This is a genomic window from Olivibacter sp. CPCC 100613 (genome assembly GCF_036959255.1).
Lineage (GTDB): Bacteria > Bacteroidota > Bacteroidia > Sphingobacteriales > Sphingobacteriaceae > Olivibacter.
In genome coordinates, this window is the sequence record NZ_JAWMTI010000004.1 from 269,844 (window position 1) to 286,873 (window position 17,030).

The following is a 17,030-nucleotide window of genomic DNA, read 5'->3' on the forward strand; positions in this document are numbered from 1 at the left end:
GTACTTGTTCCCAGTGTAAATAAGAGATAGTCAAATGAAAATAGTTCGATTTTTAGGAGGGCTAGGAAATCAAATGTTTCAGTACGCCTTCTATAAAGCGCTTGAAAAACAATTTGATACTGTTAAAGCAGACATAAGAGAATTTAAAACATATAAATTGCATAATGGTTTTGAACTAGAAAATGTGTTTGATATCAGGCTAAGGCGTGCTTCTGCATTGGAGGTCAATTTGCTTGATCATCGTAATCGGCAATGGAAATATCGTAAATTGCGGAGACTGCTATTATTGAAGGGCGAATATTACGAAGAGCAAACGCTGTTTTCCTATAACGCTTCTTTGTTTGATGATTCCAGCTCAAAAATTTATTGGGGTTATTGGCAAAACCATTTATATGTAGAACGTGTTGCGGACCAACTGAGAAAGGACTTTACTTTTTCGGATTTAAAACCATCCAAAAATTTTGATTTATTAAATGAGCTCGAGCAAAGCGAACAGAGTGTGGCAATACACATTAGAAGGGGCGACTATCTAAAAGACCCTTATTTAGGGGGGCTTGTGAATCTTGACTACTTTGAAAAAGCTATCTCTTTAATAAGGGGTCAAGTTGAAAAACCTATTTTTTATATATTCTCAGATGATATACTTTGGTGCAAGGAAAACCTGCCGCTTAATGATAATGAAGCAAACTTTATAGATTGGAATAAGGGTGCGGAGAGCTATCTGGATATGCAATTAATGAGTAATTGTAAGCATGCCATCATCTCTAATAGCAGTTTTAGCTGGTGGGCGGCGTGGTTGAATACTAATCCTGACAGGCTGATTGTTGTGCCTAAAGTATGGTATCGATTACCAGAGAAATCCGACTTCCGTCAAATGCATCCTTCAAGTTGGGTGCTTCTGTAGAATTTATGTTTTCCAAACAATTGTTGAGTCGTGTTTCAACTTTCTGATTGAGTTATAGGTTGGTGAGGATAGAAATGTGTTATTGTACGGAGGATGTATACCTCCGTACAATAGCTTTGAACCTTAATTTAGATTAGGAAAAGCATAAAAAGCCACACCATAATTTACCCATCCTGGCCATTGCGATTGTGCATTTGGATTTGTTGAATAAACGTGATCTTTTATTGACTCCGCATAGAACACGTAAACAGGAACTGAACCAGCCACTTGGGTGGTATAAGCATAAAAGGCTGGACCGTGATTCACCCAACCGGGCCACTGCGATTGCGCATTCGGATCTGGTGAATATACGTGATCTTTGATCGATTCTGCATAGAACATATAAATTGGTATTGAACCTGCCTCTTGGGTATAATATGCTCTGAATACTGCTCCATGATTTAGCCATCCTGGCCACTGCGACTGTGCGTCTGGATCTGGCGAATAAACATGATCATATACTGATTGTGCATACAACTCATATATTGGAACTCTTCCGTCTGGCCCCGGTATAATTCCGGAATATAAAACAGTTTGATACGTCTTACTAGCATAATAATACGATGACCATTTTGGCGTTGTTCCGCTATAAGTATCCCAATAACGCCATTTGAGCTTCACTACTCCGGCCTTGTTGTTTGGTTGCAACTTTGCTGTTTTAGCAAACTCCTTACTCCAATAAGTGCCGGTGCTTTGCGTGAAATCAGAGGTAGTTACAAAAATACTATCAGAAATTGCCGTTTCGGAACCGTTAGCGGCTAAAACATAGATCGCTTGCGCTTTAACTTGTGTGGAACCATCGTATCGTTTAAACTTTACGCTCGTGTTGAAAACTGTCTCCCCACTATTTGATTCGTATTTAATTTTTCCGTCATGTAGATAGGTATTTGGAACTCCCCAATTCTCTATACTAACATAAACCGATTGAGCATTCACTGAATTGCATATCGCAATAATTGTGAGTATGGTGAATATTACTTTTTTCATTTTCAAACTTTACTATTTTGGTTGATTTTTATCACGGGTATATACGTCAAGAACGCTCTCGTAGTCAAATTCAAAGGTATAATCTCCTGATTCTGCAGGTAATAAAAATTTTCTGGTTTCCTGATCAAACCCAATTGAGGAAGGCTCCAAATGCATTTTCTCTGCCAAAAACTCCTTTAAGGTCTCAATTTGGGCTTTTTCTTTTGTCTCTTGTTGAACTGCATTGTCCTTGTTGCAGGCTGTGAAGGATAGGCTGAGCAGTAGCATGGGCACCGCTAATGCTTTTTTGAAATAATTTTTAAACATAAATATAAGTTTAGGAGGCAGGGCCTCGGTGAACGGTCACGAAATAAATTATTAAAATTGATTAAATCAAGAAAATTACACCAAATGCGGTTTTATGAGGATGAAAATAGTATTTGGTTGTATAAAATAAAGTTTGTATTTCTAGTGTATAAACTTAAACTTTATTTTATAAGTTATATTAACGTTGAATCGCGATCGACTTAAGGTGCTATCTGCTTTCCTGTTCAATATCCATCGCTTCAAGTATCCAGTCTTCCAACAGCTCGCTCTTCTTCTTTGATAGTTAAGTTCATCACGCTTACTGATCGATAAATCGAAAATAGATAAATTACCATTAATCCAGAGAAACCTACAATAAAGACAGTTGGCTTTGTCACAAACTGTAACAAAGAAGTTGGTATTCAACTTGATGCTGGTTGTCTTTATCGTATTTCCATACGACTTGGTGTTAATTCCAATCGGGATTGTGTCAGTTCCAATCAGAATTGCATTAATAACGTATAGAATTATGGCAAACCCGTATGACTTTGTTTCTAAGTCATACGGATTTATAATAACGTCAGTTAAGATTGTGTTGATGTCCGTTGCATTTATTGTAAAATCAGACGAGTTTATAGTAAAGCCATTTGTGTTTACTATAAAAGCAGTTGGAATTAAGCTACTCCTAGTTGGAGTCAAGGCAATTCCATACATGTTTAATGTAAGTTTGTTTGGAATTGTGTCAAAGTTGATCACTTTTATAGTTAAGACAACTTATTTTGTTTTAAATGCAGTTGGATTTATTATACTTCCGGTCGGATTTGCAACAATGCTGTTCATGTTTGTTTCAATGTCAGTTGGAATTGGTTTAAAGTTGGTTTTATTTGCTGTGATGCTATTGAAAATAATACAAAAATATTACGAAGATATTTAGATTTTGCTTGCCAGTAAAATAGCACTGAGTGATTCCGTCGGTGTTAAAATCGGTAAGGTGCTTTTCCTAAAATCTTTTGTGTTGCGGGTAATTATCCCATTTATCTTCGGAATACTATTTGTTGTCATGATACGTGTTTTTCGTTTATCAAAGATACGTGTATTCGGTGACAGGAAAAAGTTTGAAACTTTATTTTTGGGCCATACATAAAACAAAAATGTTTATTAACCGGATGATTTTGGCAGTCACGGTACTCGATTTATTGCTGTTTCTGCTAATTAAAACGTTCAAACTATCTAGCCGCCAGCTTTAACATATTTTAACAGCTATGTCATTTCCCGATGATTCGTAACCCATTCATAGAATACCCGAGTCCGATAGTAGTCCGATAGGTATTGCTTAAAAGGCCGTGTTTTGGGCCTTTTTACGTACTATACAGGGATATCACTAGGATATAGCGGGAATGGGACACGGATGGGACACGGATGAAGGTTGGATCTAAGTAGTCTTTTGCCTATGAATCTGACGGGTTTTGCCTAAAGGACGCATGCTCTTTACTTTTTTGGCACGATATTTACTTGGTAAGAAATTGCTTATTGATAAATGAAAACAATTATGTACAAGAAAGTATTTAGTTTGCCCCTTGCAGTTTTAGCTGTTGCACTACTGGCAAGTGGTTGCGTGGGCAACAAAAAGTATACAGCTTTGCAAACCAGTTATAGTGAGTTGCAAACGAAGTATAAGGACTTAGACTTAAAGTTCTTGAATAGTCAGCACGAATTGACAAATGCGACGTCGCGTGTGCAAGACTTGGAAGAGCAAATTGCTCAATATAAGTCGAATGTAAATTCACTACAGGCAGCATTAGACAAATGTTTGACAAATAGTGGTCAGGGTAATGCCAATATTTCGAAATTAGTGGATGAAATCAATGCTTCGAATAAGTACATTCAGCATTTGGTGAACACAAAAGCAAAGAGCGATTCCTTGAATATGGTGTTAACCAATAACCTGACACGTTCCTTAAGTAGAGAAGAAATGCAGGATGTGGATGTGCAAGTGTTGAAAGGCGTGGTGTATATCTCGCTTTCAGACAACATGCTCTACAAATCGGGTAGCTATGAAATCTCACCTGCAGCGGGAGAAACACTGGGTAAAATTGCCAAGATTATCATGGATTACAAAGAGTACGAGGTGTTAATTGAAGGTAATACGGATAATGTGCCAATTTCGCAGAAAAATATCCGTAATAACTGGGATTTAAGTGCCCTTCGTGCTTCGTCCGTGGTACAAGCTTTACAAAACGATTATGGCGTAGATCCGAAGAGACTTACTGCGGGTGGACGCGGCGAATACAATCCAATTGCCAGCAACGATAACGAAGCGGGAAAAACGCGCAACAGACGCACGCAAATTATTATCACACCCAAATTGGATCAGTTTATGGAGCTGATTGATAAGGCACCGGAAAGCTCGCAAGAAGGGGATACCACCGTAACTGAACAAGATACGACAGCCTATTAAATTCAGGTGTTAAAATTAAAAAACCCGGAACTGAATACAGTCCGGGTTTTTTTGTTTTGGTGGTAGGTCCTACAACGCCATTTTTTCTGCTGAGCCACGCCATTGGCAGCCCCCGGGGAGGAAGCTGCCGGCGTGTGCCAAACAAACACAGAACTAGACTTTTGAACGTGTAAAGCCTTAAGCTATACACTTGGTAAATCTTTTTTTAACACAGTTTAACCTGTACCTTGATATGTTTAAGAACAATAAATTTCGTTTTCCTTCCTCATTCTATTCATCATACGGATAAATACCTCAAGGGCATTTAATCGTAAATGCAAAATAGAAGAAGCCAATTGTGATTTTTTTTGATTGCTGAGCCCTGCATTTAGGAACAGGTTTAAGAAAAATTTAGGCTTCTTTATCAGTACATCGCAAGATAATAATTTTTTTTGTTAAGAAGAAATTATAGTGAAACTTTTGTGTAATCCATTGTGAAATCTGTCGCAATGCAAATATTAAACAATGGGATCTGACCAAGCAATATCAATGTCTGAATAGTTAAACTATTCAGACATTGATACAAGTTAATTATTGAAATTTTTATCAACTACATCCCACCATAATCGTGTGCCCCCATTGTCTTGTCCGCCTAGCATCTCTACAGCTTCTGCTACCGCGGCACTGTTGCTGTTATACTCACGTTGCGGATAGGGCATCCTCCGCACCCCAGGATCTGTAGGGATTGTTCCGCCGCTATAATTAACGACTACCGGAAATAAAAGAGGATAGCCGGTGCGACGGTATTCGGCCCAAGCTTCATCACCATCTGGAAATAGCGCGATCCACTTCTGCGTGATAATTCGTTCCAACTTAACACTGTTGCTGGCTGCTTCATCCCATTTGATGGTTATTTTACTTAGATAAGGAGAGGAGGCGGCGATATCGTTTTCCCCACTTTTTATCGCCTTTGGATCGACGTAAGGCATGGCTGTGCTTGTCGCGTCATTTTTATAGGCACTTGCTTGCGCCGTTAAGCCGTACATCTCAAAAGATCGGTCGATACCGGTCTCGTAATTGGTCTTTGCATCTCCTGCATTGCTCCAACCTCTCAATGCTGCTTCTGCCTTTAAAAACCAACTTTCAGATGCTACCATTAATTGCATCTTCATCGCTTGGGGTTGTAGCTTGGAGTAATTGTCATAACGGCTTTTGGCGTCAATGTTAATACCGGAACGGATCCCTTTATATTGTCCGGCGACTGCGGGATCCGTTGCGGTAAGGAAAAGTTTGGGTAGACGAGGGTCGCTGTAACCGCGTAAAATAGATTCAAATGGAGCACCCAGACGTGTGTCGCTCCAGCTGCTTGTGATGATATTTAATGGATGATCGACACTTAAGGTGATAAAGCAGTTGTCGGCTACATTTTCCAACAAACCGCCGCTTGTTGGGTCGAGGGCTTTTTCTCCTTCGGTTTTGGCTAATGAAGGATTGACATAAGCGATGCGCAAGGCAAGTCGCAAACGTAAGGTATTCGCGAATTTAAGCCAATGTTGGTAACGATTGGCCGTATAGGCAAGATCAGCTTTCTGCATGGCGGGAGAATCTCCCTGATTCTGAAGCGTCTTGAGGATATCGATTGCTTGATTTAAATCTTCAAAAAAAAGTGTGTAGGCTTGTTCCTGTGAATCATAGGAGATTCCACCATCATCATTGATGACATTATATTTACTGTAGATAATCGGTCCGACCTTATCGCTCGTACGATGCATGGCAGCGACCTTCAGTACAAGTGCAAAAGCGTAAATATCCCGTAAATTTTCGTCTTCTTTTGTCAGTTCGATCACGCGATAGAGCGGATTCATCGCTCTTATGTATCGCTGTACCCAAATAGCCTGATACCAAGTTTGTACTAAGCTATAGGTTAAATTGTTGGCATTGCCTACAAAGGGAGCTTGTGCGCCAAAATAGCCACCATAAGCATCGCTGCATAAGTTGTTGGCCAGTTGGTATTCACCTACATCCTCTGGAATAATATCGCGTTGTGCTTGTGCCAAAAAAGATGCTATTAGGGCATAATCGGCATTTGCCTGATCGTCGGTAACCCCTACCGGGTTTGTGTTAATCTCTTCAAATTTGTCCGTACAACTTTGGTGAATTGCCAGGCCAATGAGTGTGATTAAAAGGATGCTGTATGTTTTAAATTTATTGATCGTATTCATAATGTGGTCGATTAGAAAGATGCTTTTAACGTTAAACCGAAACTTCTGGTGGTAGGTAAACCGAAAATGTCATAACCTTGGCCACCTACGCCGGTTGTGGTATTGAGCTCTGGATCGTAGGGAGCATCGTTTTTAAAGAAGAACAGATTTCTGCCGGACAGGCTGAGTGAGGCTTGCTGAACAGCGCTCCATTTGATCGGTAACTTGTAACTGATGGACAGCTCACGTAAACGGATATTGGTGGCGTCATAAATTTGTCCTTCAATGATCCCATCTCGGTTACCGATGGCACTATAGTATGCCTGTGCAGGTAATAGACCTTCCCATGCTGTTCCATCAGCTTGGACTGCTGCCACATCTACACCACCGCGATCACGTGCCTCGGCACTTTCCTGACTGACACCAAAAGAATTCAGATAGCCTTGCGTAATGCTGATGACTTGTCCGCCGAAACGGCCATCGATCGTTAGACTCAACGAAAAATCACGGTAGCTAACCGTATTGTTCCATCCGATGATTGATTTGGGATTGTTGTTTCCGAGATATCCATCGGGTCCGCCCTGAGGCCTTCCGTTCTCGTCTACAATGAGGGTGCCATTTGCATCCCGCAGGAAGGTCTTTCCCCAGAAATCACCAAAAGATCCACCCAGGCGGAGTACATTGAAATTACCTCCAATACTATAGCGCTCGCCAAGCCCCGGCGCTAGCTCCAGTATCTTATTGCGATTCGCCGTGAAATTCAAACCGGTATTCCAGGTGAAGTGTTCGGTTTTAATCGCATCTACACCTAAGGCAACCTCAATCCCCTTATTTTCTACATTCCCGGCGTTCAAGAAAACGGTTGTATATACCGCTCCGACAGGGCCATCATAAGAAAAGTATTGATTTTTTGTGTTGGTTTTATAAAGTGCTAAATCTAAGTTTACCCGATCATCAAAAAAGCGCCCCTCGTAGCCGAGTTCAAAACTTCTACTGATTTCGGGTTTCAAAGGCAGGCCTTTATAAGGGCCCGATACATTAGCAGTTAAGGTCCCCGTAGCTAGCGTGTTTACAGGGAAAGTCGAAAATGCGGCCACGTCGTTACCCACCTGCGCATAGGAGAAACGTAGCTTGCTATAGCTAATGAAACTTGGGAGTGTCACAAGTTCAGATAGAACGCTGGTTAATCCGGCCGACCAATAGAAATAACCTTTACTTTTGTTGGGGGTGAAAGCTAGTGTTGAAGACCAATCGTTTCGCGCCGTGAGATCAACGTAGATTTTCTCCTGATATCCAATATTAGCTGAGCCGAATAAGGACTGAACCTGCCTTTTGTTTGCTGTTTCCGTTAAACTGGTAATAGGCGAGTTGCGGTAAATATTGCTCAATAAAAACACATTGGCAATGGCCAATCTACGTTGATCGAACACCCAACCGCTTTCGCGCACATCATTGATGGATGTACCCGCCGTGAATGTTAAATTCCAATCGTTAAATTGTTTATTTCCGTTCACTAGTAAATCTCCATATAAGGCGGTGCTTTCACCTTCTTCACGTTGATAGCGACCATTATCTTCGAGTACGCCTGCGATGGTTTCTCCGGAAATAACCCCCTGCGTACCGGCATATGTTCGGCGCTGCCATTTATCCCAACGTTTATTAATGGTTCCGCGCGCGGTAACATTCAGCCAATCGGTTATGTTGTAACGCAATTGCGCTTGGCCTATGATATTGTTACGGTTCTGATCGGTTGGGTTTCGCTGCAATACCCAAAACGGATTCTGCTGATGGTGCGTGCCCGTGAGCCCTGCATCAGCGTTGATATTCCACCAATCTTGCAAATAGAGGTTTCTGGTAGACGAGAAGTACTCAAAAGTCTTGTATTTCTCGAAATCCTGACCTCGGGGGAACATGTATAGCCCGCTCAAAGGACTGAAATATAAGCCGGATGCAGGGCGGTTATGTATCTTTTGATAAGAATACATTAAACTTCCATCGAAAGCTAGCTTATTGTCAAAGAAATTGGAGGTATTACGAAGCGATACGGTGTGCTGGTCGAAAGTATTTGTGGGAAGCACACCCTTATTTGTCGTATTACCATACGAGAAATAATTCTGCATCTTCTCAGTGCCACCGCTAAAGCTTACTGAATTGATAAAGGTGGTGCCGGTATCGAAGAAGTCTTTAACCGGATCCGAAAAATTTCCGGCTTCCCCCCAACTTTCCTCACTGTCGGGTGTAGACTGGCCATATTTATATTGTAATTTGGGGAGGTAAAAAGGTTTATCGATGGTTACACCGGACGAGATATCCAGTCGCATACGTCCCGCGGCTCCTTTTTTGGTGGTGATCATGATCGCTCCGTTAGCCCCCTGGCTACCATAAAGAGCGGAAGCAGAGGCACCCTTCAGTACGTTAATGCTGGCGATATCATCCGCATTCAGTGTGCTCAGAATGTCTCCTTTATCCGTTCCGCCACCGAATGGCCCGTCTGATCCGCTACCGGCCGTATTTGTGATCGGTAAACCGTCTACCACATAGAGCGGTTGATTACTGCGATTGGATTTCATACCCCTTAAGACGATATTTACCGAACCACCCATACCGGAAGAACTGCGATTAATCTGCAGTCCTGAAACTCTACCGGTGAGGTTATTCATCGGATTCACATCTTTTACTCGAGTGAGCTCATCACCTTTTACAACTTGGGTCGAATAGGTTAAACTTTTCGCCTTACGCTCAATCCCTAATGCCGTAACCACTACTTCATTCAGCTTATTATCTGATGCAAGCAATGCGATGTTGAGCGGTGTGTTGGCGTTAGGAGGGACACTGACGGTTTGCGATTCATAGCCCAGAAATGAGATTTCGAGCGATACCTTGTTCAAGCTGGTTTGCAAACTGAAACGACCTTCTCCATCGGTGGACGTGCCCGTGTTTGTTCCTTTAACTTTGATGGATACACCGGGCAGCGGCTGGCCATCTGTCTGATCGGATACTTTTCCGGTGATACTCCTTGTCTGAGCTCCCAGGAAGAGCCATTGACAAAAGAACAGTAAGCATAGCAAAACTTTCTTCATGTTACGTGATTTTGGTTATAAATAATTGTTTAAGAACGGGTGTACTTTATTGGGTCGGTCTGCTGGTGTTTTTTGTTGCTTGTTCTTTGCAAAAAGGACACAATAATTCCTCAGGTCACATTTTCATTTCTGAAATGTGAGCACCTGCTTCACAGCATAGCGTCCGTAAATAAATTGATCGGGTAAATGCTTTAAATTCGACGATACGAATTGTACTATTGGAAACAACGAACGACCTCTGAGGATCTATTGCACAAATATGTTTTACAAGCGAGGCTTAAGCTGGTTGATGGCTTAAAATTCTGTTCTTTGTTATTCAATAAACGTATTGTCTGGTAATGTCTTGTGTTTGTTGTTAGTCTGATCGGGTTGTTGATTTTAATCTCTCATAATTGTAACATTTCTGTGAATTTAGAGATAATTTTTAATAAAACAATAGTTTGTAAAAAAAAAATTTTTTTGATCGATTCTTATTTATATCGAGTATAAAAATAGATCTACTTTTATGAAATAAAATAAAAGATTAGATGATTTAGCTTCTACTGGATGGTTGACATTCCGGTCGGAATGTATCGATGATTTTTGTCTTAATCGAAAATAGCTGATTTCAGGGGCAGGTAGAAGCGGTAAATTCCTTAGTTTTGCCCATATCCTATAAGAAACATGACAAACGAAGAATTAAGAGCGATCGAATCTGCCGCAAGAGCTAAGGATTTGGAACAGCTTAAAACAGTAGCTGAGCAAGCTACAGCGGCAAAAGACTTTCAGGATTATACACTGACATCAACAATTAGCCAATTAATTAAGTCGGAGCAGTATGATGTACTTGATCTGTTTATTAAGAAAGGCTTTATTGAAACTGACCTCTATCTGTATGACCGGTTCGACACAACTGTCATCAATACGCTGTTAAGACTTCATGTATTGCAGGTTCCGGATTTAGATGCTTACTTAACGTGGTTTGAAACGTTTGTTGCTCGGATTGACGACATGAATGAAGAAGTGGCCGGGATTACCCTGCTCAATTATGCGATGGAAGTTGATGCACCCCTTGCCTTGTTAAAAATATTGGTGAAACAAGGTGCCGACCTTCATCGGAAGGATAAATATGATCAGACACTTTTATATAAGGTCTGTAATTTTGGAAGAAAACCAGAAGTGTATAGAAGGGAATTGGTGCTGTGGCTGTTAGACGAAGGGGTAGCGATTGAGGCCGCCAACGTAGAAGGTAATACACCGCTTCATGTTGCCGTCCGCTTACGGGATGCAACGCTTATTAAAATATTGTTGGACGCCGGTGCCAATCCGACTACCGAAAATAAACAAGGGGAGACTGCCTTTTTCCACGCAGCCGTTTTTCAGTTTGATGCAGAACTGGTGGCACTCTTCTTTCAGTACCAAACACCTGATTTTTTTGCACTGACAAAACAGCGGGAAAATCTGTTAAATGGCTTTCTTAGGGCAATGGTATATGAAAATGAAGAAAACTATAAAATACTGGATCTCTTGCTGGATCATGGTGCTGATTTGAAAGACCCTTCTGATTACTATCACGCACCAAAAACGGGCGTTGACTGGGTAGTGGAGAAATCTTTTCGTCTATTGGAACATTTGGTACATCGGGGAGCAATCGATGTGGAGCATCGAGACAATGAGGGTAATACCTTGCTGCATAAGGTATGTATGCTTGATTTGAATTACGATGAACCCAAAGCCAAAGAATTGTATCGCAAGGTAAAGTTTTTGCTTCAACAAGGAGTAGATTCTCAAGTAGAAAATACCGCCGATAAAAAGGCCGTAGATTATGCGATGGGTGATAATCTGAAGGCAAAAACAGTAGAATTATTATTAGCACAAGAATAGATTGTTATTATGTCGCAATCATTTATCATTGCCTGCGAAGGCGGGAAACGGAAAATAGCTGAAATCCTCCTGGAAAAGCAGCAGGTTGATGTGCGCTATACAGACGAAAAAGGGCGTACCGCATTACATTATGCCGCACATCGTGGTTACCTTGATTTGGTGAAGCAATTAGTAGAATCGGGTGCCGATCTGAACTATGAAGATCACCGTGGAGAAACGCCGTTATATTTTGCATTATTGCAAAAGCAGAAACAAACTGCCTTGTTTCTAATGGATCAGGGCGCCAATGTGCAAATCAATGACTTTTTAGGAAACAGCTTATTGCATATTGCTGCGAGAACGGGACAACAAGAGGTAGCGGAGAAGCTGATTGCAGAAGGACTTGACATAAATGCACTGAATAATGAAGCGGAATCACCCTTATTAATCGCCGTGCAGTACAAGTATCCACCAATGGTGCAGCTTTTATTGGCTAATGGCGCAGAGGCAAATATCACTGATAAGCAAGGGAATACCGCCTTGAACCTAGCCGTTGAACAAAACTCGGTGCCTATTGTGAATAAGCTTTTGGATAACGGAGCCGCGGTTAATATTTTGAATGACCACAGTGAGGGACCTCTACTTTTAGCAACGAAATTAGGGAATCGGCTGATTGCGCAACGCTTGGTGGAACAAGGGGCGGATATTTTTGCTGAATCGGCGGAGGGTATATCTCCGGTATGGTATGTTTGCGGCAGTAATCAGAAAGAATTGCTGGGGCTATTTCTTTCGAAAGGACTTTCTCCTGATTATGCAAGACCGGTTGATTCCTTTGATGGAAGAGATGGCGATTATATACAGAAATTAATTGCTAGAACCGGAACCCGTACTTTTATATTGGGTTTTGAACCCCATTATGCAGGTGAAACTTTGCTTCAGGCTGCCGCTAAATTTGGTTATTTATCATTGGTAAAGCAATTATTGGAGGCGGGTGCAGCTATCGATAAGCAGGATGCTACCGGGAATACGGCTTTACATTATGCCGCCGCTTATGGGAAAAAAGATGTTCTTCGATTTCTATTGACGCATGGGGCGGCCACCGATGTAGCAAATGCCTTGGAACAAAAACCGATCGATTATTCGAATATGCAGGGCTTTAATGAGATTACCGCTTTGCTGATCGATTTTGGCGCCAAATCGAACGACATCCCTGATGGACCTGTTAAAGCGGAAGCAACGAAGGTGGTTGTACAGACAGGAATGGATATGGCACAGAAGAAACAAGCGCTTTTTGATCTGAAAGAGTTATTGGATGCCGGTATCATCAATCAGGAAGAATTTGATACGGAAAAGAATAAAATCCTGCAATCCTAATCGTCTATTGGAAGCTTATGTTGATTTATCGAGGCTGGGGCGTGTTGGCCCTATTAATACCTATCCTGTGCGTAATCGTTGATATAGCTTTTTTTGGAGAAGCGGGAAACTCAACCTTACGTGGTTTTCTTTATAGTCTTCTGGTATCGGGTATCCTTATCGTTCCGTTGGGGCTTTATCTGAAACGCCGGGGACGAAAGCACGATTTATATTTCATACCCTTGTTTTTCTGGGGAATCGTGTGGATTGTGGTAGCGTTGGGATTTTTATTCGCGAAGGGACTCTTATAAACGTTTTCAGAGCGTTTGGCGTTGCATTGTTCGTCACAAAAATGGCTTGACCTTAAGGCTTCATGGAGCCTGTTATTCACTTATGGTATGGCTTTTGAGCGATACTTCTGAGCGTTTGACGGTTTGTTTGGACCGTTCAGACAAAAGAAAGTATAAATCTAGCGCGTTAAAGCTTGCGATCATGAAAAAAGCAGTTCTATTTGGTGCCAATGGTTTTATCGGCTCCTATCTTTTAACTTATTTGCTCGATAGTGCGGACTATGAGGTTGTAACCGTAGTTGTACGTAAAAAATTAACGATCCATCATCCGAAGCTAAAAGTTCTAATCGGCGACTATCATAGCCTATCAGGTCTAAAAGAAGATATTCAAGCGGATGAAATTTTTATTACACTGGGTACTACCAAGAGAAAGACGCCCGATTTGAAAGCTTATTATGAGATCGATCATGATTATCCGGTATTGGCTGCGAAAATTGCTCAGGAACAGGGAGCCAAAGCTGCTTTCTTGGTAACAGCTGTCGGAGCCAACGCTAAATCGGGGGTGTTCTATTTGAGAACTAAAGGTGATGTGGAACGCGATTTAATCGCATTGGATTTCGAGCGTGTGAGCATTTTTAGACCCTCTATGCTTATGGGCAATCGAGAAGAAAACAGACCGTTGGAGCGATTTTTTATGGCGATATGGTGGTTTATCGGTCCGTTACTCATTGGGAAGGGGCTCGGGAAGTATCGGGGAATTAGTGGGCAAGAGGTGGCCAAGGCGATGATGAAAGCAGCAAAGAAACAAAGGGAGAAGCTAAAAATTTACCACTGGCGCGATATGCGTAATCTATGGATACTTTAGAAAAGCAAGTATAGCCAGCCATAAATTATGGAATTAATGTAGGAAGTAGCACTCTTACACTTCTTATCGTTAAACAGTGGCCGATACATTTTGAAATGCGTTTTTATTCGGTTTGTTTACAAATACAAATATTAGAAAAAATTAATTTCATATTATCAAAATGTTAAGCCAAATTTGCAAATGTTTTTTTGAGAGGAGATGGAACCGTTAATTCAAATGGAATACCCGGCAACCATTACCTGGAAACAGGCAATGCAAAGCTGGGCTTTTAAAAGTTGGCTGATTGCCGGTCATCTTTTATTTATTGTGCTTTTATTTGTGCTGCCCCGTTTTTTCGATCATATCGAGCTTCGGGATGGCCTGCCCTTATATGATCCCTTATTAAATCTTTTACCCGCAGTGGATTTATCTACACCCATATTTGTCTGCATATGGGGCATGACGGCCTTGCTCTTATATCGCTGCCTTTCCAGTCCAGCCATTATGATCACGGCTTTATACGGCTTTTTATTCGTTGTATTGATGCGGATGTTGACGATTTCTATGATTGCGTTGGACCCACCGGGTGGATTGATCCCTTTGATAGACCCATTAAGTAATATTGCTTACGGAAAAGCAGGCTTTATCACAAAAGATCTCTTTTTCTCTGGTCATACCTCCACCATGTTTCTCGTGTTTTTGTGTTTACCTAACAGATGGGATAAGCTGATCGCATTATTGGCCACCTTCCTGGTCGGGAGCATGGTACTGATTCAACATGTGCATTACAGCATAGACGTGCTGGCGGCCCCTCTCTTTACGTGGTGTTGTTTTTGGTTAGGGCGTGAGATTGCACTAAGTGGTTGGTATAAGGCGGCCTATTTGGCTTTGGCAAAAGAAAAAATAGGCGTTCCCATGGCTACGACTGAGCTTCGTAAGCTATAATTTCTTTGCCAATGGCGTTGATTTCGTCATCAGCCTCAAAGCGAGGTAGTTCGGTCTCCGGGTCTAACTTAATCCAACTATTTGCTGTGTCCTTCATCACTTTCATGTATTCGATACCATCTTTGTATACGGTATAGATATCCTCTTCTTCAGGAAAGATCGCGTAATCAATGTGATTAAGGGTGATATCAAAAGGTTCTTTCGTTTGCATGATAATCTTTTGTTACAAAGTTAAGAAATTCCCTTATAACTATTTTTATGGAAGCCTTGTACAGAAATACAATACAAACTTTTTATACCTAAACCTGTTATGCAGAAAATGGTCTTATCTCAATAAACAATTATTACATGAAGAAAACTTTTATGCTAATGATGGTGCTCGCCGTAGTCCTCGCGGCTTGTACCGCAAAAAAAAATGTAACAAAAGGAAAGGATGCACTGAACGGGACCTGGGAGTTAGGTTACATAAGTGGTCCACGGATTGCTTTTGAAGGTTTGTATCCTAATAAAAAGCCATTTATAAAAATTGAAGTAGACAGCAACCGAATAAGTGGCAATACGAGCTGTAATAACTTTTTTGGAAAACTGAATCGCGAGGGTCATAATATAAGCTTTAAAGAAGGTTTGGGAATGACTAAAATGTTGTGCGAAGGACAGGGCGAGCCTACATTTATAAGCACGCTTGAGAAAATAAATCGCTATGATATTACGGACGAAGGAAAAACACTCCACTTTATTGTGGGAGATATAGCCATGATGCGATTTAAGCGAGTGAACTAGTTTGTCTAGAAAATGAAGTCTTTGCCACGGGTGCTTGTTTCTTCCGTTAAAAATTTCGTACCTTGGGCTTATCACTTTTTATTAACTAGGTTTTATTAAAAAAATAAACAATTCAGTATGGGAAAAGGAGATAAAAAAACAAGACGAGGGAAGATCACGATGGGTTCATTCGGAAAAACTAGACCTCATAAGCGAAAGAAAACAGTTGCTCTAACAGCAGCAGAGGAAAAGGCTCCAAGAGCTAAAAATAAAAAGGGTTGATCATATGATCAACCCTTTCCTATTAAAACCTGACTGGTCATTATTTCTTTTCCTTTTTGTATTCAGTATTTAGGCCATCTACCACTTCCTTTGTGATTTCCAAGCTTTCATCTGCAAATAACACTCCCGGATTTCCTTTGGAGTATGTCAATACAAATTTATAACCCTTATCTTTAGCGTGCGATTTAAGATAGTCAGCTACCTTGTTGTAGAGCTTTTCTTGTTCTTGCGCTTCATCGTTAGCGAATGATTGATTCGCATTCTGATTAAATTTGCCAAGCTCCTCTTGTTTACGTGCTAAACGTTCCTCCGTGCTTTGACGCTGTTCTGCGCTCATAGTTGCAGCACCCTTTTGATACTCGGCTACCTCACGTTGAAAAGCATTTCCTTTCGCTTGCAACTCTCCTTGCGTCTTCTTTGCTTTTTCCTGTAGTTTCGCTTGCATATCTTTAAAATACTCATAATTTGCCAATAGCGAGTCAGAGTTTACATATACAATTTGTCCACTGGTGGAAGTAGCAGCCGTACTATCGTTACCAGCCTTTGTCGTTGCTTTTTGATTGCCGGCATTATTGCAGCTAGCCATTGCCGTTGTTAATATAAGGCCAAAAGCGATCTTAGCCAAAGGTGAGAATCGTTTATTCATCATAAAATTGTTTAACATTCTTTTTTAATAAAACGCAAATATAGAACTAATCGTTTATTAACCAATAAAAAACTGTCATGTGAAATTTTTTACACCGCATTCATAACAAGATCACACGATTGACGTATCTATTGGA

The 17,030-nt window shown here is 41.0% G+C and carries 17 protein-coding genes; 10 read left to right on the forward strand and 7 right to left on the reverse strand.

Annotation, left to right across the window (positions count from 1 at the left end; translation table 11 throughout):
* Nucleotides 1-34: 34 nt before the first annotated feature.
* A complete protein-coding gene (locus RYH73_RS15335; RefSeq protein ID WP_335314315.1) occupies nucleotides 35-904 on the forward strand; it encodes an alpha-1,2-fucosyltransferase in 870 nt (289 codons plus the stop codon).
* A gap of 123 nt (nucleotides 905-1,027) precedes the next feature.
* On the opposite strand, the gene RYH73_RS15340 is transcribed toward RYH73_RS15335, so the two are convergent.
* Nucleotides 1,028-1,930: a hypothetical protein gene (locus RYH73_RS15340; protein ID WP_335314316.1), complete on the reverse strand. Its 903-nt coding sequence runs from the start codon at nucleotides 1,928-1,930 to the stop codon at nucleotides 1,028-1,030.
* 12 nt (nucleotides 1,931-1,942) lie between these two features.
* Nucleotides 1,943-2,236, reverse strand: a complete 294-nt coding sequence (locus RYH73_RS15345) for a hypothetical protein (protein WP_335314317.1) — start codon at nucleotides 2,234-2,236, stop codon at nucleotides 1,943-1,945.
* A gap of 508 nt (nucleotides 2,237-2,744) precedes the next feature.
* Between RYH73_RS15345 and RYH73_RS15350 the strand changes: the two genes are divergently transcribed.
* Nucleotides 2,745-3,149: a hypothetical protein gene (locus RYH73_RS15350; protein WP_335314318.1), complete on the forward strand. Its 405-nt coding sequence runs from the start codon at nucleotides 2,745-2,747 to the stop codon at nucleotides 3,147-3,149.
* On the opposite strand, the gene RYH73_RS15355 is transcribed toward RYH73_RS15350, so the two are convergent.
* Nucleotides 3,146-3,277, reverse strand: coding sequence for a hypothetical protein (locus RYH73_RS15355; RefSeq protein ID WP_335314319.1), 132 nt, complete (start codon nucleotides 3,275-3,277; stop codon nucleotides 3,146-3,148). The two genes, RYH73_RS15350 and RYH73_RS15355, sit on opposite strands and share 4 nt — an antisense overlap.
* A gap of 487 nt (nucleotides 3,278-3,764) precedes the next feature.
* Between RYH73_RS15355 and RYH73_RS15360 the strand changes: the two genes are divergently transcribed.
* Nucleotides 3,765-4,673: an OmpA/MotB family protein gene (locus RYH73_RS15360; RefSeq protein WP_335314320.1), complete on the forward strand. Its 909-nt coding sequence runs from the start codon at nucleotides 3,765-3,767 to the stop codon at nucleotides 4,671-4,673.
* 566 nt (nucleotides 4,674-5,239) lie between these two features.
* Here RYH73_RS15360 and RYH73_RS15365 read toward each other — a convergent pair.
* On the reverse strand, nucleotides 5,240-6,874 hold the full coding sequence (locus RYH73_RS15365) for a SusD/RagB family nutrient-binding outer membrane lipoprotein (protein ID WP_335314321.1): 1,635 nt from the start codon (nucleotides 6,872-6,874) through the stop codon (nucleotides 5,240-5,242).
* Nucleotides 6,875-6,885: 11 nt separating this feature from the next.
* Nucleotides 6,886-9,933: a SusC/RagA family TonB-linked outer membrane protein gene (locus RYH73_RS15370; RefSeq protein ID WP_335314323.1), complete on the reverse strand. Its 3,048-nt coding sequence runs from the start codon at nucleotides 9,931-9,933 to the stop codon at nucleotides 6,886-6,888.
* Between the two features lie 663 nt (nucleotides 9,934-10,596).
* Between RYH73_RS15370 and RYH73_RS15375 the strand changes: the two genes are divergently transcribed.
* The 5 genes from RYH73_RS15375 (at nucleotide 10,597) to RYH73_RS15395 (ending at nucleotide 15,207) form a co-directional block, all read left to right on the forward strand.
* On the forward strand, nucleotides 10,597-11,796 hold the full coding sequence (locus RYH73_RS15375; RefSeq protein ID WP_335314324.1) for an ankyrin repeat domain-containing protein: 1,200 nt from the start codon (nucleotides 10,597-10,599) through the stop codon (nucleotides 11,794-11,796).
* 9 nt (nucleotides 11,797-11,805) lie between these two features.
* Nucleotides 11,806-13,149 carry an ankyrin repeat domain-containing protein gene (locus RYH73_RS15380; protein WP_335314325.1) on the forward strand — a complete coding sequence of 448 codons (1,344 nt, stop codon included), beginning with the start codon at nucleotides 11,806-11,808 and terminating at the stop codon, nucleotides 13,147-13,149.
* A 17-nt stretch (nucleotides 13,150-13,166) separates the two neighbouring features.
* The gene (locus tag RYH73_RS15385; protein WP_335314326.1) at nucleotides 13,167-13,439 is read left to right on the forward strand and encodes a hypothetical protein; all 273 of its coding nucleotides are present in this window, start codon (nucleotides 13,167-13,169) and stop codon (nucleotides 13,437-13,439) included.
* Between the two features lie 181 nt (nucleotides 13,440-13,620).
* Nucleotides 13,621-14,283: an NAD(P)H-binding protein gene (locus tag RYH73_RS15390; protein WP_335314327.1), complete on the forward strand. Its 663-nt coding sequence runs from the start codon at nucleotides 13,621-13,623 to the stop codon at nucleotides 14,281-14,283.
* A gap of 198 nt (nucleotides 14,284-14,481) precedes the next feature.
* Entirely contained in the window at nucleotides 14,482-15,207 is a 726-nt protein-coding gene (locus RYH73_RS15395) for a phosphatase PAP2-related protein (protein WP_335314328.1), read from the forward strand.
* Here the strand turns inward: RYH73_RS15395 and RYH73_RS15400 are convergent.
* The gene (locus RYH73_RS15400; protein WP_335314329.1) at nucleotides 15,182-15,418 is read right to left on the reverse strand and encodes a hypothetical protein; all 237 of its coding nucleotides are present in this window, start codon (nucleotides 15,416-15,418) and stop codon (nucleotides 15,182-15,184) included. The two genes, RYH73_RS15395 and RYH73_RS15400, sit on opposite strands and share 26 nt — an antisense overlap.
* A 137-nt stretch (nucleotides 15,419-15,555) precedes the next feature.
* On the opposite strand from RYH73_RS15400, the gene RYH73_RS15405 reads away from it, so the two are divergent.
* Both RYH73_RS15405 and RYH73_RS15410 read left to right on the forward strand, forming a co-directional pair.
* On the forward strand, nucleotides 15,556-15,987 hold the full coding sequence (locus RYH73_RS15405) for an META domain-containing protein (protein WP_335314330.1): 432 nt from the start codon (nucleotides 15,556-15,558) through the stop codon (nucleotides 15,985-15,987).
* A 117-nt stretch (nucleotides 15,988-16,104) separates the two neighbouring features.
* Nucleotides 16,105-16,248 carry a 30S ribosomal protein THX gene (locus RYH73_RS15410; protein ID WP_335314331.1) on the forward strand — a complete coding sequence of 48 codons (144 nt, stop codon included), beginning with the start codon at nucleotides 16,105-16,107 and terminating at the stop codon, nucleotides 16,246-16,248.
* A 40-nt stretch (nucleotides 16,249-16,288) separates the two neighbouring features.
* Here RYH73_RS15410 and RYH73_RS15415 read toward each other — a convergent pair whose 3' ends face one another.
* Nucleotides 16,289-16,897 carry an OmpH family outer membrane protein gene (locus RYH73_RS15415; protein ID WP_442946098.1) on the reverse strand — a complete coding sequence of 203 codons (609 nt, stop codon included), beginning with the start codon at nucleotides 16,895-16,897 and terminating at the stop codon, nucleotides 16,289-16,291.
* Between the last annotated feature and the right edge of the window lie 133 nt (nucleotides 16,898-17,030).